We start from the raw sequence: 23,582 nt of genomic DNA on the forward strand, positions 1-23,582 counted from the left end.
ACTTCCCAGCCATCTTTCGGGACCGTTGGTAAATACCCATCATGGCCTATGATTAAAATCATCTACAAACGAACCTCGCCGGCGAGGATCCGCGCATGGAGAGCCCGATCGAGCGGGCAATAGGCACCCGTCCCGGCGTCCCGCACGTAGAGCGGCTCGTGCACGATCGACGGATCGAAGCCGTCGCGCATCAGCTCCTGCTTCTTCTGCTTGAATGTTTCGGTCGACTGCAGCGACGACGTGATGCGGAGCGCCACTGGCCGCGCATAGGGCGGCAACCGGCAGGCAAGTTCTACGGAGAGGCGATCGAGATCGAAGCTCTCGCCGACGACGAGCGCCGCCATGCCGGCGCGTCCATCGCTGCCCGGCACGACGACCCCATAGGTCGATGCTTCCAACACGCCGGGACATTGCAGGATCGCCTCGTTCACCTCGCTGGTCGCAACGTTCTCGCCCTTCCAGCGGAAGGTGTCGCCGACGCGATCGACGAAATAGAAGAAGCCTTGGTCATCCTGGCGCATCAGGTCGCCGGTGCGGAACCAGGCATCGCCCTTGGCGAAGACGTCGCGCAGGATCTTCTTCTCCGTCTCGCCCGTGTCGGTATAGCCCTCGAAGCGGCCGCCTCCCTGGTCCGCCGTACCGATGCGGCCAATGGCCTCGCCGATCTCGCCGCGCGTGCAGACCAGGCACCGCCCGTCGGGTCCGCGCAAGGGTGCGCGCTGGTCAGCGTCCAGCTTGATGATTTCGGCGGGAAAGCGATGCGCGAGCAGCGACGGCACGCGCCCGATCGATCCCACCCTGCCCTCGACATTGTAGAGTGAGAAGTTGCCTTCGGTCGCGGCATAGAATTCCAGCACCTGGGGAATGACGAAGCGCGCCTGGAACGCCTCCCAGACGTCACCGCGCATTCCGTTGCCGCAGGCGAGCCGCAGCCGATGGGCGCTGTCGAAATCGGATGGCGCGGCGGCCAGCAGGTAGCGGCAGAGCTCGCCGATATATTGCACCAGCGTGCAATCGTGACGAACGATGTCGCGCCAAAAATTGCTCGCCGAGAATTTCTCGGCGAGCACCGCCGCACCGCCGGCGCGCAGCATGCTGCAGGGCGCGACGATGCCGCCGACGGAATGATAGACAGGCAGACAGTCATAGAGGCGATCGTCGGGACCTGCACCGGTGAGGCCGGCAAACCAGCCGCCCCAGTTCATGATGCGGCGATGGCTGATGCTGGCGGCCTTGGGCAGGCCCGTCGTGCCGGAGGTGTAGATCAGCAGCGCGCGGTCGTTGATCGTCACGGCGCGGCGCTCAGTTGCGTCGAGCGCGTGCGTATCCATCGCGGCGACCGCGACGTCGAGATCGCCGCCATCGGCAACCCAGACACGCGGCCCGCCCGCGATCACCGGCGCAACCTCCGTATAGGCTTCGTGGAAGTCCTTGGAGACGATCACATGGACTGGCCGAGCCACATTGATGCAATGCGCGAGCGACGGTCCGATCAGATTGGTGTTGATGAGCGCAACCACGCCGCCGACGCGGCTGATCCCAAACCAGGCGGCCAGGTAGTCGGGTCGGCTCGGCATCATCAAAGCGACCGTGTGGCCAGGCCCGATGCCGTTGGCCAGCGCCCAGCGGGCGTATCGGTTGATGCGCGCAGACAGGGCGGAATAGCTCAGCGTCTCGCGATCGGAGACCAGCGCCGGCCGTTCGGGCTGCTTCGCAGCCCAGTCGTCCACCACGTCGGCGAACAGCCGCGCCGGCTCTGCCTCGATGCGCGAGGTCAGCTCGATCGCCTTCAGCCAGATCTTTGCCGCCGACGGCCTTCGAGGGGACGTGCTGAGTTCCACAGATCGATCCGACTGCCCGGAGTTCATGAACGCCCTCACCCCAATTCGGCGTGCTTATAGGCCGGGTGGCCTGACCAGCCGTTAACCGGGAGGGTTAACCGGCCGAGAGTGCGTCGCTGTTGATGCGAATGCGATCCTTTACGAAGTTCTCGGAAATGCCGGTTAGCGTACCGCTCCCAGAACATGCCAACGCGAAGGCAGGCATGCCCAAGGACACGATGACACGACGCGCATTGCTGCGCTGCGCCGGCTGGAGCAGCGTTGCGGCCATGACTTCGACCACGGCGTTCGCCGGAGTTGATGCGCCCTATCCGGCTCAGCCTGTCACCTGGGTCATTCCGTTTGCTCCGGGTGGGGCCACCGGCCGGCTGTCGCTCTTGATCTGCGACCGGCTGACCCGCCGACTGGGCCAGCCCTTCGTGCTCGATCACCGGCCGGGTGCGGGCGGCGCGACCGCCACCAAGAACGTCGCGAGCGCCCCGCCGGACGGTTACACGATCCTTGCGACCTCGACCGCCAACGTCATCACGGCCTCGATCGACGGCTCGCCGAGCGCCGACGGAGGTCTCACGCCGGTCGCCGGCATGGCGCGCATGCCGCTGCTGCTGTTGGTCAGCCAGCAGCTGCCGGTCAAGACGCTGCCCGAATTCCTGGCCTATGCCAAGGCCAACCCGGGCACGCTCAGCGTCGGCTCCGCCGGCCCCGGCACCGTGCAACTGCTGTCGGCCGAGCTGTTCCGGACCCTCGGCGGCATCACCTGGTCCACCGTGCACTATCGTGGCTCGGGGCCGGCCCTGACCGACCTCGCCTCCGGCCACATCCACGCGATGTTCGACAACGCCGCTTCTGCCGTCGACCTGTTGCGCAGCGGCAAGGTCCGGGCGCTGGCCGTCTCGACCCGCGAGCGCGCCGCCGCCTTCCCCGATCTGCCGCCGGTCGCCGACGTGCTGCCGGCGTTCGAAACCTCCGGCTTCTATGGCGTCGCAGTGCCGCACGGCACGCCGGAAGCCATCGTTGAGCTGCTCAACCGCGAGATCAACGCCGCGCTGGCCGATCCCGACATCAGCAGGCAGTTCGCGGAGGTCGGCGCCACGCCGCTCACCGGCGACGTCGGCGTCTATGCCGCGACCTACCGCGCCGAGATCATGCACTGGCGCAAGCTGGTCCCGCAGGTGAGCGCGAAGAACTGACCTCCGCGCCCGCAACCCGCCTGCCTCAAGCCCCGGCCACGCCCTGCAGCACCAGCCGGTTGAGACGGGCCGCGAACGCGGCCGGATCCTCCGGCAGTTCGCCGTCGAGAATCTGCGCCTGCTCGAGCAGGAGGAACGACAGGTCGTCGACCTTGGCCTTGTCGGCGGCGGCCTTCGCGACCGCCACGACCAGCGGATGGCGCAGATTGATCTCGAGGATCGGCTTGGTGCGCGCGCCGCGCGCCTGCTGCGACAGGATGCGCTCCAGCTCGCGATCGGGACCATGGCTGCCCGCGACCAGACACGAGGCGCTGGTGGTGAGCCGGGTCGAGACCTTCACGTCGGTGACGTGGTCGCCGAGGCTTGCCTTGATCAGCGCGATCGTGTTGGCCTCGTCGGCGGCCGGCTGTGCCTCGTCCTCGGGCTTCGGCTCGGTCACCGGGATCGGATCGAAGTTGATGTCGCCCTGGCTCAGCGACTTCAGCGGCTTGCCGTCGAACTCCAGCCGTGCCGAGGTCCAGAACGCATCGACCGGATCGGTGAGCAGCAGCACCTCGACGCCGCGCGCCTTGGCGGCCTCGAGCCGCGGATTGGACTTCAGCCGCTCGATGCTGTCACCGACCAGGAAATAGATCTCGGTCTGATTCTCCTTGAGCCCCTCGACATACTGCTTCAGCGAGCGCTTCTCGCCTGATGTCGTGGTGAAGCGCGCCAGGGCCAGCAGCTTGTCGCGGCGCTCGAAATCCTCGTACAGGCCTTCCTTGATGACGGCGCCGAACGAATCCCAGACCTTGTCGAAGTTCTCGGCGTCCTTGTCGGCGAGCTGCTCCAATTCGCTGATCACCCGCGTCGTCACGGCTTTTCGGATCTGCGCCAGTTGCGGATTGTTCTGCAGCATCTCGCGCGACAAATTGAGCGGCAGGTCCTCGCTGTCGATCACGCCGCGGATGAAGCGCAGATAGGCCGGCATCAGGTCGGCGTCATCGGTGATGAAGACGCGGCGGACATAGAGCTTGACCTTGCCCTTGCGCGCCGGCTCGAACAGGTCGAACGGCTTGGTCGACGGCGCGAACAGCAGCACCGCATAGGAATAGCGGCCCTCGGCGCGGTAGTGCAGCGTCATTGCCGGCTCGTCGAACGCGTGCGCAATCGACTTGTAGGCCTTGCTGTAATCCTCGGACGTCAGCTCGGACTTCGAGCGCTGCCATAGGGCGCTGGCGGAGTTGATCTGGCGCGGCTCGCCCTCCTCCGCCACCAGCATGATCGGGAACTGGATGTTGTCGGAATAGGCGGTGACGATGCGCTCGATCTCGAAAGCTTCGAGATATTTCTTGGCGTCGTCCTTCAGATGCAGCACGATCTCCGTGCCGCGCGCCACCCGCTTGGCATCCTCCTCGGACGCGGGTGCGACCTCGAAGCCGGCGCCGCCGGAGGAGGTCCAGGTCCAGACGTCATTCTCGCCGGCGCGCCGGCTGATGACGACGATGCGGTCGGCGACCATGAAGGCCGAGTAGAAGCCGACGCCGAACTGGCCGATCAGGCCGGTGCCGTCCTTGGCCTCGGCCAGCTTCTGCACGAACGCCTTGGTGCCGGAGCGGGCGATGGTGCCGAGATGGTCGATCAGTTCCTGGCGCTCCATGCCGATGCCGCTGTCGGCGATGGTCAGCGTATCCGCCGCCTTGTTCGGAATGATGCGGATCTGCGGCGGCTCGCCCTCGCCGATCAGGTCGGGCCTGGCGATCGCCTCGTAACGCAGCTTGTCACAGGCGTCGGAGGCGTTCGAAATCAGCTCGCGCAGGAAAATGTCGGTCTCGGAATAGACCGAATGCACCATCAGATGGAGCAGCTCGGAGACTTCGGCCTGGAAGGAATGGCTAACGGTCGCGGTGTCGGTCATCGTCGTGCGTTGGCCCATGCTATCAAGGGTGGAGAGAGACCGTCGATATAGCGCGGCGGCGGCACCGATCAAGCCTTTCGGCCGGGGGGATCATCGAGCGATCGTTCGGCGGCCGCGAGCAGCTTGTCGATGACCGTGTCGAGGGTCGCGATCTCGGCGGCCGAAAGCACGCTCAGCAGATCGGCCTCGCGCGCCAGCGCATGGGGCACGATTCTGCGGTACAGCGCCCTGCCGGCGGCCGTCAGCGCTACGATCCGCTCCCGTCCATCCGCGGGATCGCGGCTGCGGCTGACGATGCCGCGTGCCTCCAGGCTCTGCATGGCGCGGCTGACGTTCATCTTGTCGAGCGTCGTCAGCCGGCCGATCTCCTTGGTCGGCAACCGCGGCTGCTCGCCGAGCGCCGCCAGGATCCGCCATTCCTGGCGCGACAGCGCGAACCGGTCGGCATAGACCTCCGCCACCGCCAGCGACACCTGCTCGGCGAGGCGGGCCAGCCGATAGGGAAAATAGCGCTGCAGTCTGAGCTCGCGCTCGGTGGTCCCCTCGCCGTCCCTCCGGTCCCGCATCTCGCTGGCCAGCTTCGTCATCGCGTCCTCTGCCCTCATCCGTTCCAGGCGCTCGCCCCTGGCGACCTCAATCCGATCCCAATCGGGTTGATCTGGATCAAAGCGACCAGATCGTATCATCCGTTACCATCTTGCCAACAACGATCATGGGAGGACAATCATGCAGATCGAGAAGATCCATCACGTCGCCTATCGCTGCGTCGACGCCAAGGCCACGGTCGAGTTCTACAAGAAGGTCCTCAACATGGACCTGCTCGGCGCCATCGCCGAGGACAAGGTGCCCTCGACCAAGGCGCCAGATCCGTACATGCACATCTTCCTCGATGCCGGGAACGGCAACATCCTCGCCTTCTTCGAGCTGCCGAACTCGCCGCCGATGGGGCGCGATCCCAACACCCCGGAATGGACCCAGCACATCGCCTTCCAGGTCAAGGACATGGCGGAGCTCGAGGAAGCGAAGGCGCGCGCGGAGACCGCCGGCCTCGACGTCGTCGGGATCACTGACCACACCATCTTCAAGTCGATCTATTTCCATGATCCGAGCGGCCACCGGCTGGAGATCGCGGCCTGGACCGCGACGCCCGACCAGATCGCGCGGATGAAGTCGGTCGCCCACGCCATGGTGGACGAATGGGCGACCACCAAGAAGCCGCCGCGGCACACCGCCTGGATGCACGAGAAGGAATTCGCAGGCAGCGACTGAGCGATTGCTCGTCCCGACAGTCCCGACCGCAACGCGCCAGGCGAGGCAGCCATGAGCAACTATGTCTATCCGCGATTTCCCTATGTCTGCTCGGCGGAGCAGCGCAGCGGCGAGACCCGCCGCCATCCGATCGTCGTGATCGGCGCCGGGCCGATCGGCCTGACGGCGGCGCTCGATCTCGCCGCCCGCGGCCAGCCCGTCGTCGTGCTCGATGACAACGATACCGTCAGCATCGGCTCCCGCGCCGTGTGCTACGCTAAACGCCCGCTCGAGATCTGGGATCGGCTCGGTTGCGCCGCGCCGATGGTCGAGAAGGGCGTCAGTTGGAACATCGGCAAGGTTTTCTTCCGCGACCAGCTCTCTTATCAATTCGATTTGCTGCCCGAGCCCGACCATCGCTGGCCGGCAATGATCAACCTGCAACAATACTATCTCGAGGAGATTCTGGTCGATGCCTGCAACAGGACGCCGCTGATCGACCTGCGCTGGAAGCATCGGCTGGTCAGCCTGAAGCAGACCGACGACTGCGCTGATCTCGCGGTGGAGACGCCGGACGGCATCTTCACCATGGAGGCGCAATGGGTGATCGCCTGCGACGGCGCCAATTCCGATACGCGGCGCATGGTCGGCGCTGAGTTCAAGGGCCAGTTCTTCCAGGACCGCTTTTTGATCGCCGATGTCAGGATGAAGGCGGAGTATCCGACCGAGCGCTGGTTCTGGTTCGATCCGCCGTTCCATCCGGGGCAGTCGGTGCTGCTGCATCGCCAGTCCGACAACATCTGGCGCATCGACTTCCAGCTCGGCTGGGACGCCAATCCGGACGAAGAGAAAAAGCCCGAGCGCGTGATCCCACGCATCCGGGCGATGCTCGGCGAGACCACCGAATTCGAGCTGGAATGGGTGTCGATCTATCAGTTCGCCTGCCGCCGGATCGACAATTTCCGTCACGGCCGCGTCCTCTTCGCGGGCGATGCGGCGCACCAGGTGTCGCCGTTCGGCGCCCGCGGCGCCAACACCGGCGTGCAGGACATCGACAACCTCGCCTGGAAGCTGGCGCTGGTGCTGCGCGGCGAGGCGCCGGAGAGCCTGATCGACAGCTATCACGAGGAGCGCGCCTTTGCCGCCGACGACAATATCCTGAACTCGACACGGGCGACCGACTTCATCACGCCGAAGACGCAAGCCAGCCGCCTTTATCGCGACGCCGTGCTCGACCTCGCACAGAATCACAGCTTTGCGCGGCCGCTGGTCAACAGCGGCCGGCTGTCGACGCCGACGCCCTATGTCGCGTCGTTGCTGAACACGCCTGACGGCGGGAGCGTCCCCGGGACGATGACGCCTGGCACCAATGCCGCCGATGCGCCGGTGACGATCGCGGGACAGCCCGGCTGGTTGCTGAACTGCCTCGGCTCCGGCTTCACGGTGGTCACCTTCGACAACGCCGTCACGGCCGAGCAGCTCAGCATCGACGGCATCACGGCGCGGGTGATCGTCGTCGGCCGCGACATCGCTGATGCCAAGGGCCTGCTCGCGGCACGATACGGTGCCTCGCCCGGCACGACCTATCTGTTCCGTCCCGATCAATATGTCACCGCCCGCTGGCCGCAGTTTGACGAGAACGCGATCACGGACGCGGTCCGGCGCGCCTGCGGCAGGCGCGGCGCGGTCCAGCAGGAGCTTGCGGCATGAGCCTGACCCTCACCCCGAACATCAGCGATCCCGACGACTTCTATGCCGAGCTGATCGGCGGCCAGCGCGACCTCAGCGAGGACGAGGCGCTGCGCATGAACGCTAGGCTGGTGCTGCTGCTCGCCAACCATATCGGTGACCGCGCGATCCTGAGCGAGGCGATCCGGCTGGCAAGGTCGCCCGCCGGCTGATGCAGGCCGCAACACGTCACATCGGCAGCCGGCTTTGATCCGGATCAAAGCCGTTTCTCCGCATTCTGCGGCAGACAGAGAGAGCAGCCGGCGAGTCGTGCGCCGGCGCAGAGTCCGCTCGCTTGCGCACATTGCGGCTCCCGATCCGCTCCCGGTCGGTTTCATTGTGACAACATCATAATGTCACGCCACCTTCACTGAAGGCCTCTACGTCTTCGCCTCGTTCCACAACGGCACGGGGATTCGCATGTCGCGCTACTACAAGACGCTGCAGACGCAGCGCTTCGACGACTATCGCTACTATCATCAGAGCCGGATCAATCAGACGCTGCACCTGATCAGCGCCGTGATCTTCCTCGTGTGCTATGCGCTGCTGTTCAAGGATCCGGCGATGGCCGGCCTGGTCGGCTGGCTCGCGATGCTGACGCGGCAGACCGGGCACTTCTTCTTCGAACCGAACGGCTATGACCACGTCAACGGCGTCAGCAACGACTACAAGGAGGCGGTCAAGGTCGGCTACAATCAGACCCGCAAGATCGTGCTGCTGACGGTGTGGGGTCTGGTGCCGGTGGCGCTGTTCGCGTTTCCGACGCTGTTCGGCCTGTTCGCCGAGCCGGCCAGCCGGATGGACTTCGTCCGCCACGTCGGCCTGCTCTGGCTCGCGGTCGGCATCGGCGGCGGTCTGTTTCGCGTCATCCAGCTGTTTGCAATGCAGGATGTCTCGACGGGCCTGATCTGGGCCTTCAAGGTGTTGACCGACCCGTTCCACAACATCGCGCTGTATTGGAAGTCGCCGCTGGCGCTGCTGCGCGGCGAGCTCATCGATCCGACCATCAAGGACGCCTCGCATTGGGGCGCCGCCGAGGACGAGGCCGAAGAAGCTGCGCATCTCACCTGATCGCGAGTTCCCGCCGCCGGCCGGTCCTGCGGCGGGAGTTCTCGAACAGAGGGGCTGCAACAACATGGAACAACTCTCCTGCTACGCCGTTGCGGCCTCAGTGCTGGCGGCCTTCAGGAGCTCCCCATGTGTGACTACAGCCTCCATACTGTTGCTTCCCGCGATGCCAAAACTGCCGACGTGCTGGTCTCCTGTCGATTTCCCGGCACGGAGACCCGCGGCTTCTGCACCAAGGACGACCCGTTGACCGCCGTCTGCCTGCGGCCGGGCACGGAGCTCGCCTTCGAAGACGATGTCCGCATCAAGGGCTTCTTCTTCCGCCGCAAGGTCGGCGCCCATCTCGCCCGCTTCCGCCAGGTCGACACCAACAAGCCGACCGAACATCACGATGCGCTCGAATTCTCCAATGGCCGAATCGTCAAGGTCACCGACCTCGCCGCCGGCCAGCGCGCCCGCGTGCTGCAGATGCCGGCCGATCCGGCTGCCAGGCGCACGACCGTGCCGCTCACGATCGAGCTGCGGGCGACGCAGCTCTGAAGGCTTCGACATTGACTTCGACATGGACGATGTCGGCGCCGCGGCGCTGGCGTCGCCCATGGCCAATCGAAATGCTCGGCTCATCGAACGCGATGCGTTGCGGGAGTGAGGTCTTGCTGCGGATATCATCGACATGCGTCGTCGCGTTCCCGCGGCCCGTCGGACCCGAGTGATACGGCAGTCGTCCCTCTGAAAATGAGAGGGCGCGGGGAAGGCCGGGTGCTGACCGCGGCCCATGGCCCGCCTGCAACAAGAAAAGCAGGCGGCAGTTACCACAGGTCGGGCCTGACAACCGGCCTCCCCCGCGCGATCGGTTTTAACGGTGTCCTTCGTGCTCTCCCTGGGGATCGGCTTTCTTGCCCCCATCGCCCGCGCGTGCCGTCAAGCAACGCTTGCGGACTTGACCTCAGCGTCGAGAGGCCAGGACCACACGACTTCGCCGTCCGCGCCGGACTGCGCTCGTCTGGCACAGCCGTCACGTCCATCGCACCCCACCTCCACGTTCGTGACGACGCGTACGTCCCTCTGCACAAGGTGGGATGGGAGGAGATAAGCATTGTTTCGGAAAAATAGCAAGAGAAATTTCGTGAAATCCGCAAGCGCCCCCTCGAGCAGGGGTGGGTGCGCTCCCCTCCCCCTTGCGGAGAGGGGAGAGGAGCGCACGGCGGGGCCGGCGCAGTAGGCGGAGGCTCGGGAAGCGCAGTCCGACGAATGCCTGGTTCAATCCGGCAGGTTCGTGAACCGCGGCCGCCAGACGCCGAGGATGACGTTACGGTGGCAACTCCCAGCATGACCCGGATCGCGCCCTACCCGGTGCCGAAGTTGGGCTGCAGCCTCGCCGGATCGAGCTGGCCGGCGACGGCGCGCGCGGCCTCGCCGGCCGCTTCCTGCATCGGCCCCTGCACGGCGGCAAAGCCCCATTTGAAGACGAGGATGCCGGAGGCCAGCTTGGTCAGCGCCCAGCCGGCGCTCTCCGGCCTCAGGACGGTGAGGCCGTCCGCGGAGCAGGCTCAGGCTTCTGCACCGCCGTGGTGCCGGTGCCGCCCTGTCCGACGCGGAACAGTTGGATGTAGCTGCCGAGATAGAGCGGCGTGAGGCCGGCGACCGGCTGCTCAGGGAGCGGCGGGTCGAGCAGCAGAACGGCATCGAAGTGCGACCGCCAGCCGGCCAGATAGCGCGCGAGCGGCAGCACATCGGCGGACGGCGTGTCCGGCTGCAGCCAGCGCCACGCGGCGGGCTCGGCCAGCGGCTGCGCAAGGCGAGCGAAGGAGGGACGGACTGCCACGGGCTGCTGGCTCGGATGGGCGAACATCAGCGGCCAGAACGCCCGTCGCTCGATCACGAGCAGCGCCGCCATATGGGAATCGACATAGCGGAATCCGGGCAGGATCCGCTCGCGCCGGCTGGAGACGGGCTGCTCATGGCCATGCGCGGCGATGACGCGCGCGCCGGGCTGCACATGCGCGATCGCCGCGCGCAGTTCGGCGAGGTCGACCCTGTGATCGATCCATGCCGATGCGATGTCCGCGGTCCGAATCAGCGTCAGGCCCGCGAGGACGATGCCGACGAGCGCCGCCTTCCTGCCGGACACGACCGGCTGCAGGCCGGCGAACAGCAGCAGGCCGCACATCGCGGCAAAGCGCATATCGATGAACGTTCCGCCCAGCGCGCTCCATGGCGCCGCGACGAAGGCGACGAACAGCGCCGCCAGCGCCAGCGGAATGCCCGGCGCGACGACGATCTGGCGCCGGACGAGGATCAACACCGACAGCACCGCGACGGTCGTGATGACCGTCAGCTCGGCGCTGGTGGTCAGGAACGGCGTCATGATGCGCCACAGCTTCGGCGGTCCGATCCAGGCGCCGAGTTGCAGCCCGCCCTCACCCAGCGGACAGAGCCCGTAGAGCAGCACGGCCGGGCTGAGCGTGATGCCGAGCGCGCAGGCGACGACCACCAGCTCCCGTGCAAGGCCGGGCGACCGGCGCAGCCGCCACAGCCGATCGGCCTCTCCAGCGCCGATCAGGACCGCGAAGAACAGCAGGCCGAAGATGTGGCAGAGGAAGGCGGCCGCCGCGGCGATGGCTCCCCACGCGATCGCGGGCAGCCAGCCGCGACGGCGCAGCGCCACCCAGCCGGCGGCGCCGCCGAGCGCGAGACCAAGCGAGAGCTGGAAATTCATGAAGCCGAGCAGGAAGACGCCGTCATAGGCGATGATGCCGGCCGCCAGCGGCCACAACGACAAGCGGCCGAACACCGCGCGGTGATAGGCGATCACGCCAAAGAGCGGCGCGAACAGGCTGAGCGCGAGCAGGATGCGGCCGCCGACATGAACGTCGGTGAAGCGCAGCAGCGCCACGCCGATCACATCCATGCCGAGATTGGGCAGGACGCGCCAGTTCGGCGCGTACATCTGCGACAGCACGGGATCGTCGGGATGCGCCAGCACGAACAGGCGCGCGAGGTGGTTCGGATAGTCGAGCACCGGCGGCACATCGACCAGCAGGAACGGCAGCGCGAGCACGATGGCGAGCACGAGCGCCAGCACGGCCCAGAGCCGCTGCATGTGGCTGGCGGTGGACGCGAACGCCGGATCGTGCAGGCCCGGGAGAGTATCTGAATGCAGGATGAGGCCGGCCGGCGCGATGGCGCCGGTCACCGACGAGCACGATTGCGAACGCATTGAGGTACCCCACTCCGCCCGGGATACTTCGATACCATCCGACCAAAGACTGCAAGACGCTCAAATACAACCTTATGGTTGTGCCTAATGCCCCGTTACTTTACGGGGGTTCGTGGAACCAGCGGCTCAGGCGATCGCCTGGAGATAACGCCGCACCGAGCGATCGAACGCCGCCTTTGCATCGTCGCCGATGTTCTTCTGCCACCACGCGCCGTAGATGCGGTCGAAGGCGAGCGGCGCGACCGCATCGGCGATGCGGCGCACGGCGGCGGCGCCGAGCGGGATGTAGTTCGGATAGGAGTACATGAAGCTGACGTGGCGGCGATCCATCGCCACCATCGCGATGTCACCGGTCAACAGCGCGCCCTTGCCACCGGCACCTTTGCGCCAATGCAGGATGGTGGCGCCGGCGAAATGCCCGCCGGTCCGCAGCAGCACGACGTCATCCGAGATGGCGAGGCGATCGCCCGTCCATAGCACGATGGCCGGATGCGGCCGGGTGACGAAGGCGCGGTCGTCGCCATGGAGATAGACCGGCGCGTTGCCGAATGCCTCGCTCCAATCGGCGACCGCGCCATAGTAGTGCGGATGCGACACCGCGATGGCCTTCAGGCCGCCCAATGAGCGGACGCGGGCAATGGCTGCCTCCGTCGCCAAGGGAATGCAGTCCCACATCACGCAGCCGTCCGGCTCGGGAACGAGCAGCGCGCGCTGGCCGATCGCAAAGCTGGGATCCAAAGCGAGGCCGGTCAGGCCGTCATCCTCGCGCCAGATGACCTGATGCCGGCCAGCAAGGTCGTCGCGGCTGAGGAAGCTCTGTCCCTTCCAGTTCACGTATTGCCGCTCGTCCTCGCAGACGACGCAATGGCCGGGCGGCGCTGCCGTATCGGGAAACTGCGCGCCGCATTGAAAGCAGGTCCAGAGAGGCATGGATCACCGGTCGTCGAGATGGGATTGCGGAGGATAGCACGCGGACCATCCCGGAACACCGTCGCGCGCGGCTTCGTGATTGCCTAGTGTCGCCGGACGCCGACAGGAGTTCTCGACATGCCGACCACGCTGCGCCGCGCTCACGTTCACCGCCTGCCGATGCGCAGCCCCGACGATGTCGGCGCGCTCGAGGCCAGGATCGCGCAAGGCGCCATCGATCCCGCCGGCATCGTCGCCATTCTCGGCAAGACCGAGGGCAATGGCTGCGTCAACGATTTCACCCGCGCCTTTGCCGTGCGCTCGCTGGAGGCGCTGCTCGGCCGATATCTCGCGGCCGACGCCGTGCGGCAGATCGCGATGGTGATGTCCGGCGGCACCGAGGGCGCGCTGTCGCCGCACATGATCGTGTTCGAGGCACGCGACGGCGGCGACGCCGTGGCGCCGCGCGCTTTCCCGGCATCGCTGGCGCTCGGGCGCGCGCGCACGGCGGCGCTGGCGGGCGAGCATCTCGGCCGCATGCCGCAGGTCGAGCTCGTGGCGGCCGGCGTGCGCGCGGCGATGGCTGACGCCGGCATCAGCGATCCCGCCGACGTCCATTACGTGCAGGTGAAATGCCCGCTGCTGACGATGGAGCGGATCGAGGCGGTCGAGGCGCTGGGGAAGCGCACCGCCGTGCGCGATACGCTGAAGTCGATGGGCTTTTCGCGCGGCGCCTCGGCGCTCGGTGTCGCGGTCGCACTCGGCGAGCTCGCCGCTGCCGATCTGTCCGATGCGACGATCTGCACGGATGTCTCGCGCTACAGCGAGCGCGCGGCGACATCGGGCGGCGTCGAGCTGCTCGACCACGAGATCATGGTCGCCGGCATGTCGGCCAAGTGGAGCGGGCCGCTGGCGATCGATCATGCGGTCATGGGCGATGCCATCGACATCGAGCCGGCGCGGCAGGCGCTCGCCCGACTCGGCCTGAACGTGCCGGGCCAGGTGCCGGCCGCCGATCGCAGCCGCATCGCCGCGGTGCTCGCCAAGGCGGAGGCGGCGCAGAGCGGCCGGCTGCGCGGCCAGCGGCATACCATGCTCGACGACAGCGACGTCTCTTCGACCCGCCACGCCCGCGCCTTCGTCGGCGGCGCGCTGGCCGGGCTGTTCGGCTTCACCGACCTGTTCGTCTCGGGCGGCGCCGAGCATCAGGGCCCCGACGGCGGCGGGCCGGTCGCGATCATCGCCGAGCGCCGCTGATCTCACGGTCGAAATCCCGGGCCACGCGTTCTACCTGATCACCACGGCGAAGTTCTGAGCCGCATACGCGTCCCGATCGGGAAACAGATTCGCCAGATTCCCGCCGCATCTCGCGACGCGGCGGGGAGCAGCTCGAACCGAAGATCGACCGAAGTGATCGTCAAGCGCACGATTCACCTCGCGAGACGACGTGAAAGACCACCAACTCTCCCATCAGCAATTGAATGATGGAGATCAGCTCAACCCAGGAGGTTTCAACTGTTGCCGTGAGGCGACATTTTGCGAACAAGTCTCATTTTCAGAAATGGATGGAAACTTTTCGTATTCCGGCCACCAGCGGAACCAGCTTTGGACCGCTTTCCCTCGCTTCTTGACTTGCATTCGCAACAGGCCCGCGCCCGTTGCGGGCGTTCAAACGAACCCAAGTCAAAGTTTTGCGTAACGAATGGGGTGGTCGAGTATGGGTAAGGCAATCTTTCCAAGGAGCTTGCGAGGGGCAAGCGGGCACGAGTGGGATCCATCTCCCGAGATTTCCGGTGTGAAAGTCTCGGCGGTCGCGAGCCTGATCGCGGTTGCCTCGTTCTCCAGTGCCGAAGCCCAGCAGGCGCCGCTGCCGTCCGTCAACGTCGAAGCCCCGGTGGCGCGCCCCAAGCCGGCCGCCTCGCGCCCGACCGCGGACCAGGTCCGCGCGCGCGACGCAATGCGCCGCGCCGCCCGCCAGCAACAGCAGCAGCAGGCCGCGGCGCCGAAGAGCAATCTGCCGCCCGACCGCAACCCCTATTCCAGCCCCGCTTCCGACTACAAGGGCGAGCGGCTGCAGGCCTCCGGCAAGTTTCCGGAGAAGCTGCTCAACACGCCAAAGACCGTCACCGTCCTGAGCAAGGAGATCCTGGCGGACAAGAACTCCACCAGCCTCAAATCCGCCGTGCTCTCCACCGCCGGCGTGACGCTCGGCACCGGCGAAGGCGGCAACGCGTTCGGCGACCGCTTCTTCATCCGCGGCTTCGACGCCCGCAACGACGTCTTCATCGACGGCGTGCGTGACGCCGGCGTCTCCGTGCGCGAAAATTTCTTCACCGAGCAGGTCGAGATCCTGCGCGGCCCGGCGTCGTCGTTCGCCGGCCGCGGCACCACCGGCGGCGCGATCAACATCGTGACCAAGCAGGCCACGACCGAGAACAGCTTCTACAACATGGACACCACGCTCGGCACCGACAGGACCAAGCGCGTGGTGATCGACGTCAACCAGAAGATCACGCCGACCTTCGCTGCCCGCGTCGGCGGCCTGTTCCAGGATGCCGGCGTTGCCGGCCGCGACTACGTCACCGACAACCGCAACGGCGGCTTCATCGCCACCAAGTGGACGCCGCTCGACACCGTCACCCTGTCCGCCAACTACATCCACAACGAGGTGACCGGCCGTCCGGACTTCGGCGTGCCGTATTATCGGCCGAGCACGCTCACCGCCGGCGCGCCGTTCCCTGAGGTCGGCTCGCCGCGCAACGCCTGGTACGGCTTCGTCAACCGCGACTTCTCGCGTGTCGGACAGGACATCGGCTCGTTCAATGCCGAGGTGAAGGTCACGCCCGACCTGACGATCTCCGACAAGGTCCGGGTGTCGCGCTCGACCTTGAACTACATCGGCACGCTGCCGGAAGGCCCGACCAACATCAATCCGCCGTCCGGCGCGCTCATCAGGGCGAATCCGCAAAGCCGCTTCCAGCAGACGGACGTGCTCGCCAACCAGCTCGAGGCGACCTACAAGTTCAACACCGGCAACTTCAGGCACACCGTGCTCGCCGGCCTCGAGGTCTCGCAGGAAAAGGCGCGCATCAACAGCTACACCGGCCTGACCTCCGAGCAGCAGGGCCTGGCGTTCGCGGGCAGCGGTTCGCTCTCGGGCGTCAGCGTGTTCAACCCGCAGTTCACGAACCTGCCGTTCGGCATTCCGTCGCTGGGGCAATTCCCGACCAACGTGAAGATCGACTCGGCGAGCGTCTACGCTCTCGACAGCGTCAACTACCGCGATCTCGTCATCCTCAACGGCGGCGTGCGCTATGACAAATACGACGTCCGGGTCGACGGCTTCGGCACCGTCAACGGCGTCGCCAACACGCCGGGCTCGACGGCGGCCTCCAGCGGCATGCCGAACTTCAACGTCGGCATGACATTGAAGCCGGTGCCCTACGCCAGCTTCTATGCGGCCTACGCCACGTCATCGAATCCGGTCGGCGCCGAGTTCGACGGTCTCAGCCCGCAATATGGCGGCCTCTCCGCGGTCACCAATGGCGGCGCAAACCAGATCTTCGGGCCCGAGAAGAACACCTCGATCGAGATCGGCACCAAATGGGAGCTGCTCGACGGTCGCCTGCTGGTCACGGGAGCCCTGTTCCAGACCGAGAAGGAGAACGCCCGCGAGTCGCGCAACATCACCAGCGCCGCGCAGGCCACCGCGGACTGCCCGTATCCGGCAGGCACCATCGGCTCCGTGCCGTGTCTCTCGGCCGGTGCCGCCTACCGCATCCGCGGCATCGACCTGCAGGCCGGCGGCAAGCTGACCGACAAATGGAGCATCTTCGGCGGCATCGTGCTGATGCAGTCGGAGGTGACGAAGTCGAACATCCCGCCGGCGAACACCGCGCTGTTCACCAGCAATGTCGGCCTGCAGCTCGCCAACACCGCGCACCAGTCGTTCAGCCTGCTGACGAAGTACCAGATCAACGACACCTGGGAGATCGGCGGCCAGGCCGTGTACCGCTCGAAGATCTTCGGCGGCACTTGGCTGGCGGCGAACCAGGGCACGGAGTTGCCGAGCTACTGGCGTTTCGATGCGTTCGCGGAAGCCAAGCTCGACAAGAACTGGACGGCGAAGGTGTTTGTTGCCAACATCTTCGACAAGCTCTACTACGACGCTCTCTATCAGAGCGCCACGCCGTTCGTGCTCGTCGGTCCGGGACGAAGCGCATCGATCGTCCTGTCCGGACGATTCTGATCGCAGACCACCCAGCCGGGGGCACACATCAAGTGATGAGTTCATGCTGATCTGTGTCCCCGGAATTCTGAGCAAAGACGATGTGGCGGAGTTTCGCCGCATCATGGACTCCAGCGACTGGGAGGACGGCCGCTCGACGGCCGGCGCCCAGTCCGCCATGGTCAAGCGCAACGAGCAGCTGCCGCCCGACAGCGAGGTGGCGCGCAAGCTCGGCCACCGCATCATTTCGGCGATGACCGCCAATCCGCGCTTTCTCGCCGCCGCCATCCCGCAGCAGATCTTCCCGCCGCTGTTCAACCGCTACAGCGCGGAGTCGGGTCATCATTTCGGCATCCACGTCGACAACGCCGTGCGCGGCGACAAGCTCACGGGCCTGCGCATCCGCACCGACCTCTCGGTCACGCTGTTTCTGTCCGAGCCGGAGGATTACGACGGCGGCGAGCTGGTGATCGAGGATCTCTACGGCTCGCACGAGGTGAAGCTGCCGGCCGGCGACCTCGTGCTGTATCCCTCCTCGAGCCTGCACATGGTCACCCCGGTGACGCGCGGCGTCCGCGTCGCCTCGTTCTTCTGGCTGCAGAGCATGATCCGCGATCCCCTCGCGCGCAGCATGATCTTCGATCTCGATACGACGATCCAGGGATTGTCGCAGCGGATGGGGCGCGACGATCCGGAAATGGTGCGGCTGACCGGCCTCTATCACAACCTGATCCGCTACTGGGCCGAGAACTAGAGGTTCTCCTTCGGTCGCAACGATCTGGTTGAGTTCGATCGTTTACGAGCCGGGTTGCACGCGACGCAGCCCGGCTCATTCGTTTTGGTGATGACCCCATCGTTCAGGCGCTTTCCCCAGCGCTCGCGACAGACCGCCATCCGAGCTCACATGCGGTCGGCTGGTCCGTTTCTCGGAGCTGTCGATCCATGTCTTTGACCGCTGGCGGATCGTCGTTGGCGAGCTCTGCGATTTTCCGTGGCGGTGAGCGCGTGCGCTTCGCGAGCCCCCATCGCGACCGCGATGGCCGTTGATCACGACGTGATCAGGGGCGTGCGGCGCGTGCTTCTTGAACGACGCCGATCTCATCGGCATTCTGATTCGGACATCGACGCCCTCAAGCTCCTTTCGGACGGCATCCCGTCCCGAAAGCCGCGCGGCATGCCCTCGTACCAACCGAACAGGATTATCACGGCGGTGCCGACTAATTAGAATCGATGGAAGACCGAACGGAGGCAATTGCGTGACGCGCGGCCGCATCGGCGGCGTCATGCACGGCTAGCTCCGTCTCGCATCAGGACTTTCAGGGAGTTAGGACGTCATGTGCGGCATCGATGGCCGATGAACAGGCCGCACGATTCGATTTTTCATTTGGCATCGCACTCACCGGAGTGACTGCCGACCTTGATGTTCCCGCTTTGAGTCAACGCGCCGTCTCAAAACAGCCGGGTTACGACTAGAAACATTACAGAGAAGATAACTACCAAGGGGTATGCAGCAACATGTTCAGGATCGTTCTTCATATAGGAGCGGTGATCGCAGCCGTTTCGGCCGGCGCCATGGCGCATGCCGAGCAGCCGGCCACATCGCCGAGACCTGGCCAGGCTGCAACCGCCCCACAGACCACAGCACCAAATCCGGCGAATGCGACCGGAGCGAAATCCGTTCAGCCTCCGGCGACAGCGGCCGCCACGCAGGCGCCTGCCGTTGCGCCCGTCAACGCCGCCGCGGCCAGTGGGCCGGCTCCCGTTGCGCACGCAGCTCAGAGCGCGGCGCCGAAGCCAGTGACCATCGGACAGGCGCAGACGGCCCCCGCTGTTGCCCAGCCCGCGCCGCAGACGGCCGCGCCTGCTCCCACGGTAGCGGCTCCGGCCACCGGCGGCGCCGCCACGACGGCCGCACCGGCACCGGCTGTCACCACGCCGCAGGCCGCCGCAACGAGCCAGGCGCCGGCAGCCGCAACGAACGACGCCCAGCCGTCGACCGCTGCCGAAACCGTTACTGACGCGTCGGTGGGCGACAAGGCGAAGGATCAGGCAGAGAAGCCGACGCAAGGCGGTGCGCAGGCGGCATCACACGTGCCGCACGATCTGTCGCCATGGTCGATGTTCCTGGCCGCCGACATTCTCGTGAAGTCGGTGATGATGGGGCTGGCGCTCGCCTCGCTTGCGACCTGGACCGTCTTCATCGCCAAGACCATCGAGTTCTCCATCCTGCGCCGGAAGCTGAGCAGCGCGCTGCGCAAGGTCGACGACGTACGCTGGCTGTCGGAAGCCAAGCTCGCGCTGGGATCACGCCAGAACGTGCTGACAGCACTGATCGATGCCGCCATGCACGAGATCAGGATGTCGTCCGAACTGCCGTCTCACGGCGTCAACGAGCGCGCGGCGTCGAGTTTCTCCGAGATCGTGCGTGCCGAAGGCCGGCGTTGCCGGACCGGCATGGGCCTGCTCGCCACGATCGGCTCGATCTCGCCCTTCGTCGGCCTGTTCGGCACGGTCTGGGGCATCATGAACAGCTTCATCGGCATCTCGAAGTCGCAGACCACGAACCTCGCGGTGGTCGCGCCCGGCATCGCCGAGGCGCTGCTCGCGACCGCCATCGGCCTCGTCGCCGCGATCCCGGCCGTGATCATCTATAATCACTTCACGCGGGTGACAAAGGGCTACATGGAGCTCGTCAACCGGTCCTCCGGCGCCACCGCCCGCATGCTGTCGCGCGATCTCGACCGCGGCCAGAGCCACCACAGCCATCACGGCGAGCGCTTCGAGCCGATCCACGTCCACTCCGCGCCTCCGATGGCGCTCGCAGCGGAGTAGGTCATGGCCGTTTCTCTGTCTGAAGGTGATGGTGACGACGATCTCGGCGAGACCAGCGACATCAACGTCACCCCGTTCATCGACGTGATCCTGGTGCTGCTGATCATCTTCATGGTCGCGGCACCGCTCTCCACGGTCGACGTGCCGGTCGATCTTCCAACCTCGACCGCCACGCCGCAGAAGAAGCCGGACAAGCCGATCTATGTCAGCATCAAGCCGGATCTGACGCTGTTCGTCGGCGAGGAGCAGGTGAAGCGCGCGAGCCTGGTCAGCACGCTCGAGCACATTCCCGAGGCCGCCAAGGACAAGTTCATCTTCCTGCGCGCCGACCGGGGCGTGGCCTATGGCGAGCTGATGGACGTGATGGAGCTGCTGCGGACCGGCGGCTATCCGAAGATCAAGCTCGTGACTGTCGAAGGCGTCTCACAGGCCGCCACCCAGGCTGCACATTGAAACCAGTGAAACGACGGAAACGAAGAATGGTCGAACACAAGTATCAAGGAGCGTCGCGCCGCTTGTGGATCTCAGCCGCGATTGGCGCCGTGATGTTGCACGGTGGCGGCGCCGCACTCGCGGTCGTCCATCTCAGCGGCAATGATGCGGAAGGTGGCCTCGGCGCCGCCGGCGCCGAGTTCGCGCTCGAGATGGCCTCGCCCCAGGTCGAGGACAACGATCTTCCGCCGGGTCCCGACAGCGACGCGGCCGAAGCTGCGCCGGAGCAGATGCAGCAGACCGCCGAAGTCCAGGAGTCCGACGCCGTCAAGGACAAGCCGACCGAGACCGAGGAAGAGGCCGATCGGGTCGTCACGCAGAACGACCCCAAGAAGCCGGAGAAGGAGGAACAGCAGCAGGCGACCCAGCAGGCCGAGGCGTCGGTCGCGTCTGCCGCGCAGGAAGAATCGGCCCGCAAGGCGCTGGACGAGGCCGCGCCGCCGGCGGAGACGGCCAAGGCCCCCAATCCGGGAATGGGCAAGGACAAGCAGAAGCTGACCAACGATTGGGGTCGCAAGATCAGCGCCTATTTCGAGCTGCACAAGCGCTATCCGGAAGGCAAGAAGCACAATGGCACGGTCAAGGTCGCGCTGGTGCTGAGCCGGGCCGGCAAGGTGATGTCTGCGTCCGTCATGCAGTCGTGCGGCGACTCGATGTTCGACGATGCCGCGCTTGCGATGATCCGTCGCTCCGACCCGGTGCCCGCGCCGCCGTCCGGACTGACGGACGATCAGTTCAGCTTCAGCCTCGACGTGAACTTCAACCAGAAGAAGTAGTCGTGGCCGAACTGACGCGCAGATCCGGAGTTGGCAGCGCTCACCTCGTGGACGCTGCATTTCGTTTTGGAGACTGGAGCCAGCCACTCCCGCCGCGCGTCCACCCGTCGCTGGGTGGCTATACTACATGGCGAAGCCGGCGCGAAACTCCAGCTTCCAGGCTTGCGGCCCTGCCCCGGAATGACTGTGGCCGCGTCACGACAGCAGGCGTGATCTCCAGGCACGCGCTCAGAAGACCGCAGATGCCGCGCGCGGGCGCCTGCCGGGCAGCCGATCAGTACTGTACCCGCGCGCCGACCTGCACCACGGTCGCCGACAGATTGTTTTCGCGGAAGTTGGAGCGCGTCTCCTCGCGCCGGACGCTGGCCCTGAGCTGCAGCAGGCGTGAGAACTTGTAGAGCATGCCGAGCTCGACCAGGTAGCGGTCGTCGACCCGCGTCGTGCCCGTGAAGGCGTCCTGACCAAAGCCGGCGAGGAAGGTGCCGATCAGCCACGGCTCGAACTGGTGCTCGACGCCGACCGTGACGTCGCGCTTGAGCACGCCGGAGATTCCGGGCTCGGTGATCTCCACGACCTGCGACTTGGCGCCGAACATCACCGCCGTCTCCTTGGCATACTGCCAGGTCAGGTTGGCGTCGGCGATGAAGCCGTTGACCGGTTTCAACATCGGATCCTGATAGCGGCGCGTGAGATAACCCACCGCAACGTCGCCGGTCAGCTTGTCGGCATAGTTGAAGGTCACGCCCGCCTCGACCGCGGTGCCGGTGGAGTCGCGGCGGAAGCCCTCGGCATCGACCGCGATGTCGTGAACGCGGCGGTCGACGGCGACGTCGACGAAGGGCCGGATCTCCGGGGTCAGGTTGTAGGTCACGCGGCTCTGCGAGCCGTATTGGACGAAGTTGCGATCGGCGTTGCTGACGATCTGGCCGTCCATCAGCGGCGCGTTCTGGAACGCGACACGGTCGATGGCGGCCTTGGTCGAGATTTCGACCTCCTCGAACCGCTTGGTGACGCCGGCCGAGCCGCCGACGGTGGAGGCCAGCGGAATCTTGGCGAACCGGCCGGCGAAGCGCGGCGTGCCGGGATCATCGGCATCGACGGCAACGTGCCCCTCGCCGTTGAGCGCAAACGTATCGGTGATGTCGTAGCGTCCATTCACCTTGGCGTCGACGGTAGGCCTGCTGAGCTGCCGGAGCTTCGCATAGTCGATGTAGCCGACGCGCACATCGGCGTTGAGCAGATGCCGCTCGAACTGAGAGCGCACGAGCAGGACCGGCGCAACGCTGACGAACGCCGAGCCCTTGCCTTGTGGTACACGGCCGGGATTGCTGTCGAAGCCTGACGACATTTCGAACGCAGGCTTCAGGATGAAGTTTCCCACCGTGATGCCCTTGGGCTCATAGGGGTCCTCCTCCATCATCGGCGGCTGCGCCGGCGGCTCCTGCGGCTTCTGCCCCTTGTTCACCGGCGGCAGCCGCATCTTCGGCTTATCGGCCAGAACGGGCGGAATCGGCTGCGCATCCTGTCGCGGAATCGGCGGCAGGTTGCGCGGCAGCACGCCACGGGTGGCCGGCGGCGGACTGACGGCGAAGGCCAGCGCATCCAGACAGCGATTGGGGACGTTCGTCGTCGACAGCCGGCCCGGCGTCGACAGGCAGCCGCCAACCAGGAGGCCGGCGGACGGAGCACCGAAAAAGCCGTTTCGAACCGGAGCCAGACGCGGCGCCGGTTCGCGGCGCGCAGCCTGAGGGAGCGCGCCCGCGCCGGCATCGATCGGAGACCGCGGCCGCGGCGGTGCAGCCCCATCCACCTGCGTTGCCGCCTTGGGCTCCGGCTCGACGCCGCCAGGCGAAACGATCACCTGCGGAATGACCAGCGGTCCATTGCCATTCGCGGGCCGCGCCGGCTGGCGGCGGCGGTTCGGCACGACCACCACCGGCCCACCCTCGGCGGCCCCGGGATCTGCATAGGCTCTGACCTGGCTCCCCGGAACGACGGTCTGACCGTAGGACGGCGCGGCTCCAAACAGCGTCACGAGCAGCACGGTGATCGCAACCGACTCCTCCTGGCACCATGAGACGTCGCGACCGATGCCACGTCTGGAAGCGACCGTCTCTCGTGCTGCCCGTTCCAAAAAGCCTCGTCTCCGTCGA

19 protein-coding genes are annotated in these 23,582 nt (G+C 66.2%); 13 read left to right on the forward strand and 6 right to left on the reverse strand.

Annotated features, from left to right (window positions below; genetic code table 11):
* Positions 1 to 62: 62 nt before the first annotated feature.
* Positions 63 to 1,868 carry a long-chain-acyl-CoA synthetase gene (locus QX051_RS22825; protein ID WP_315777677.1) on the reverse strand — a complete coding sequence of 602 codons (1,806 nt, stop codon included), beginning with the start codon at positions 1,866 to 1,868 and terminating at the stop codon, positions 63 to 65.
* Positions 1,869 to 2,044: 176 nt separating this feature from the next.
* On the opposite strand from QX051_RS22825, the gene QX051_RS22830 reads away from it, so the two are divergent.
* On the forward strand, positions 2,045 to 3,031 hold the full coding sequence (locus QX051_RS22830) for a tripartite tricarboxylate transporter substrate binding protein (protein ID WP_315777678.1): 987 nt from the start codon (positions 2,045 to 2,047) through the stop codon (positions 3,029 to 3,031).
* A 25-nt stretch (positions 3,032 to 3,056) separates the two neighbouring features.
* On the opposite strand, the gene htpG is transcribed toward QX051_RS22830, so the two are convergent.
* Both htpG and QX051_RS22840 read right to left on the reverse strand, forming a co-directional pair.
* Positions 3,057 to 4,928, reverse strand: a complete 1,872-nt coding sequence (gene htpG, locus QX051_RS22835; protein WP_315777783.1) for a molecular chaperone HtpG — start codon at positions 4,926 to 4,928, stop codon at positions 3,057 to 3,059.
* Positions 4,929 to 4,996: 68 nt separating this feature from the next.
* The gene (locus tag QX051_RS22840; RefSeq protein WP_315777679.1) at positions 4,997 to 5,515 is read right to left on the reverse strand and encodes a MarR family winged helix-turn-helix transcriptional regulator; all 519 of its coding nucleotides are present in this window, start codon (positions 5,513 to 5,515) and stop codon (positions 4,997 to 4,999) included.
* Positions 5,516 to 5,654: 139 nt separating this feature from the next.
* Between QX051_RS22840 and QX051_RS22845 the strand changes: the two genes are divergently transcribed.
* From QX051_RS22845 to QX051_RS22865, 5 genes are all read left to right on the forward strand, one after another.
* Positions 5,655 to 6,197, forward strand: coding sequence for a VOC family protein (locus tag QX051_RS22845; RefSeq protein ID WP_315777680.1), 543 nt, complete (start codon positions 5,655 to 5,657; stop codon positions 6,195 to 6,197).
* A gap of 51 nt (positions 6,198 to 6,248) precedes the next feature.
* Entirely contained in the window at positions 6,249 to 7,886 is a 1,638-nt protein-coding gene (locus QX051_RS22850; RefSeq protein ID WP_315777681.1) for an FAD-dependent oxidoreductase, read from the forward strand.
* The gene (locus QX051_RS22855) at positions 7,883 to 8,077 is read left to right on the forward strand and encodes a DUF2783 domain-containing protein (RefSeq protein ID WP_315736424.1); all 195 of its coding nucleotides are present in this window, start codon (positions 7,883 to 7,885) and stop codon (positions 8,075 to 8,077) included. Before QX051_RS22850 ends, QX051_RS22855 begins: the two co-directional genes overlap by 4 nt.
* Positions 8,078 to 8,324: 247 nt before the next feature.
* Positions 8,325 to 8,975 (forward strand): Mpo1-like protein, encoded by a 651-nt coding sequence (locus QX051_RS22860; RefSeq protein ID WP_315777682.1) that lies wholly within the window; start codon positions 8,325 to 8,327, stop codon positions 8,973 to 8,975.
* A gap of 126 nt (positions 8,976 to 9,101) precedes the next feature.
* A complete protein-coding gene (locus QX051_RS22865; protein WP_315777683.1) occupies positions 9,102 to 9,512 on the forward strand; it encodes a hypothetical protein in 411 nt (136 codons plus the stop codon).
* Positions 9,513 to 10,491: 979 nt separating this feature from the next.
* Here the strand turns inward: QX051_RS22865 and QX051_RS22870 are convergent.
* Both QX051_RS22870 and QX051_RS22875 read right to left on the reverse strand, forming a co-directional pair.
* On the reverse strand, positions 10,492 to 12,192 hold the full coding sequence (locus QX051_RS22870) for a hypothetical protein (RefSeq protein WP_315777684.1): 1,701 nt from the start codon (positions 12,190 to 12,192) through the stop codon (positions 10,492 to 10,494).
* Between the two features lie 126 nt (positions 12,193 to 12,318).
* Positions 12,319 to 13,122: an MBL fold metallo-hydrolase gene (locus QX051_RS22875; RefSeq protein WP_315777685.1), complete on the reverse strand. Its 804-nt coding sequence runs from the start codon at positions 13,120 to 13,122 to the stop codon at positions 12,319 to 12,321.
* Between the two features lie 117 nt (positions 13,123 to 13,239).
* Between QX051_RS22875 and QX051_RS22880 the strand changes: the two genes are divergently transcribed.
* The 7 genes from QX051_RS22880 (at position 13,240) to QX051_RS22910 (ending at position 21,429) form a co-directional block, all read left to right on the forward strand.
* The gene (locus QX051_RS22880) at positions 13,240 to 14,358 is read left to right on the forward strand and encodes a ring-opening amidohydrolase (RefSeq protein WP_315777686.1); all 1,119 of its coding nucleotides are present in this window, start codon (positions 13,240 to 13,242) and stop codon (positions 14,356 to 14,358) included.
* 460 nt (positions 14,359 to 14,818) lie between these two features.
* Positions 14,819 to 17,350 carry a TonB-dependent receptor gene (locus QX051_RS22885; RefSeq protein WP_315777687.1) on the forward strand — a complete coding sequence of 844 codons (2,532 nt, stop codon included), beginning with the start codon at positions 14,819 to 14,821 and terminating at the stop codon, positions 17,348 to 17,350.
* Positions 17,351 to 17,393: 43 nt separating this feature from the next.
* A complete protein-coding gene (locus QX051_RS22890; RefSeq protein ID WP_315758759.1) occupies positions 17,394 to 18,083 on the forward strand; it encodes a Fe2+-dependent dioxygenase in 690 nt (229 codons plus the stop codon).
* Positions 18,084 to 18,676: 593 nt separating this feature from the next.
* Positions 18,677 to 18,802, forward strand: a complete 126-nt coding sequence (locus tag QX051_RS22895) for a hypothetical protein (protein ID WP_315777688.1) — start codon at positions 18,677 to 18,679, stop codon at positions 18,800 to 18,802.
* Positions 18,803 to 19,126: 324 nt separating this feature from the next.
* The gene (gene exbB, locus QX051_RS22900; protein ID WP_409998129.1) at positions 19,127 to 20,161 is read left to right on the forward strand and encodes a tonB-system energizer ExbB; all 1,035 of its coding nucleotides are present in this window, start codon (positions 19,127 to 19,129) and stop codon (positions 20,159 to 20,161) included.
* Positions 20,162 to 20,164: 3 nt separating this feature from the next.
* Complete coding sequence (gene exbD / locus QX051_RS22905; protein ID WP_315777690.1) at positions 20,165 to 20,614, forward strand: TonB system transport protein ExbD; 450 nt, start codon at positions 20,165 to 20,167, stop codon at positions 20,612 to 20,614.
* 26 nt (positions 20,615 to 20,640) lie between these two features.
* Entirely contained in the window at positions 20,641 to 21,429 is a 789-nt protein-coding gene (locus QX051_RS22910) for a TonB family protein (RefSeq protein ID WP_315777691.1), read from the forward strand.
* A gap of 274 nt (positions 21,430 to 21,703) precedes the next feature.
* Here QX051_RS22910 and QX051_RS22915 read toward each other — a convergent pair whose 3' ends face one another.
* Positions 21,704 to 23,563, reverse strand: a complete 1,860-nt coding sequence (locus QX051_RS22915) for an outer membrane beta-barrel protein (protein WP_315736412.1) — start codon at positions 23,561 to 23,563, stop codon at positions 21,704 to 21,706.
* Positions 23,564 to 23,582 lie beyond the last annotated feature (19 nt).

This window comes from Bradyrhizobium sp. SZCCHNR1053, assembly GCF_032381235.1.
Taxonomy (GTDB): Bacteria; Pseudomonadota; Alphaproteobacteria; order Rhizobiales; family Xanthobacteraceae; genus Bradyrhizobium.

Excerpts from the sequence above, each read along its gene's own strand:
- QX051_RS22890 (WP_315758759.1), top strand. The coding sequence starts at position 17,394 with ATGCTGATCTGTGTCCCCGGAATTCTGAGCAAAGACGATGTGGCGGAG.
- QX051_RS22825 (WP_315777677.1), bottom strand. The coding sequence starts at position 1,868 with ATGAACTCCGGGCAGTCGGATCGATCTGTGGAACTCAGCACGTCCCCT.
- QX051_RS22845 (WP_315777680.1), top strand. The coding sequence starts at position 5,655 with ATGCAGATCGAGAAGATCCATCACGTCGCCTATCGCTGCGTCGACGCC.
- QX051_RS22865 (WP_315777683.1), top strand. The coding sequence starts at position 9,102 with ATGTGTGACTACAGCCTCCATACTGTTGCTTCCCGCGATGCCAAAACT.
- QX051_RS22855 (WP_315736424.1), top strand. The coding sequence starts at position 7,883 with ATGAGCCTGACCCTCACCCCGAACATCAGCGATCCCGACGACTTCTAT.
- QX051_RS22880 (WP_315777686.1), top strand. The coding sequence starts at position 13,240 with ATGCCGACCACGCTGCGCCGCGCTCACGTTCACCGCCTGCCGATGCGC.
- QX051_RS22840 (WP_315777679.1), bottom strand. The coding sequence starts at position 5,515 with ATGACGAAGCTGGCCAGCGAGATGCGGGACCGGAGGGACGGCGAGGGG.
- QX051_RS22910 (WP_315777691.1), top strand. The coding sequence starts at position 20,641 with ATGGTCGAACACAAGTATCAAGGAGCGTCGCGCCGCTTGTGGATCTCA.
- QX051_RS22830 (WP_315777678.1), top strand. The coding sequence starts at position 2,045 with ATGCCCAAGGACACGATGACACGACGCGCATTGCTGCGCTGCGCCGGC.
- QX051_RS22875 (WP_315777685.1), bottom strand. The coding sequence starts at position 13,122 with ATGCCTCTCTGGACCTGCTTTCAATGCGGCGCGCAGTTTCCCGATACG.
- QX051_RS22885 (WP_315777687.1), top strand. The coding sequence starts at position 14,819 with ATGGGTAAGGCAATCTTTCCAAGGAGCTTGCGAGGGGCAAGCGGGCAC.
- QX051_RS22895 (WP_315777688.1), top strand. The coding sequence starts at position 18,677 with ATGGCCGATGAACAGGCCGCACGATTCGATTTTTCATTTGGCATCGCA.
- htpG (WP_315777783.1), bottom strand. The coding sequence starts at position 4,928 with ATGACCGACACCGCGACCGTTAGCCATTCCTTCCAGGCCGAAGTCTCC.
- exbD (WP_315777690.1), top strand. The coding sequence starts at position 20,165 with ATGGCCGTTTCTCTGTCTGAAGGTGATGGTGACGACGATCTCGGCGAG.
- QX051_RS22860 (WP_315777682.1), top strand. The coding sequence starts at position 8,325 with ATGTCGCGCTACTACAAGACGCTGCAGACGCAGCGCTTCGACGACTAT.
- QX051_RS22850 (WP_315777681.1), top strand. The coding sequence starts at position 6,249 with ATGAGCAACTATGTCTATCCGCGATTTCCCTATGTCTGCTCGGCGGAG.
- QX051_RS22870 (WP_315777684.1), bottom strand. The coding sequence starts at position 12,192 with ATGCGTTCGCAATCGTGCTCGTCGGTGACCGGCGCCATCGCGCCGGCC.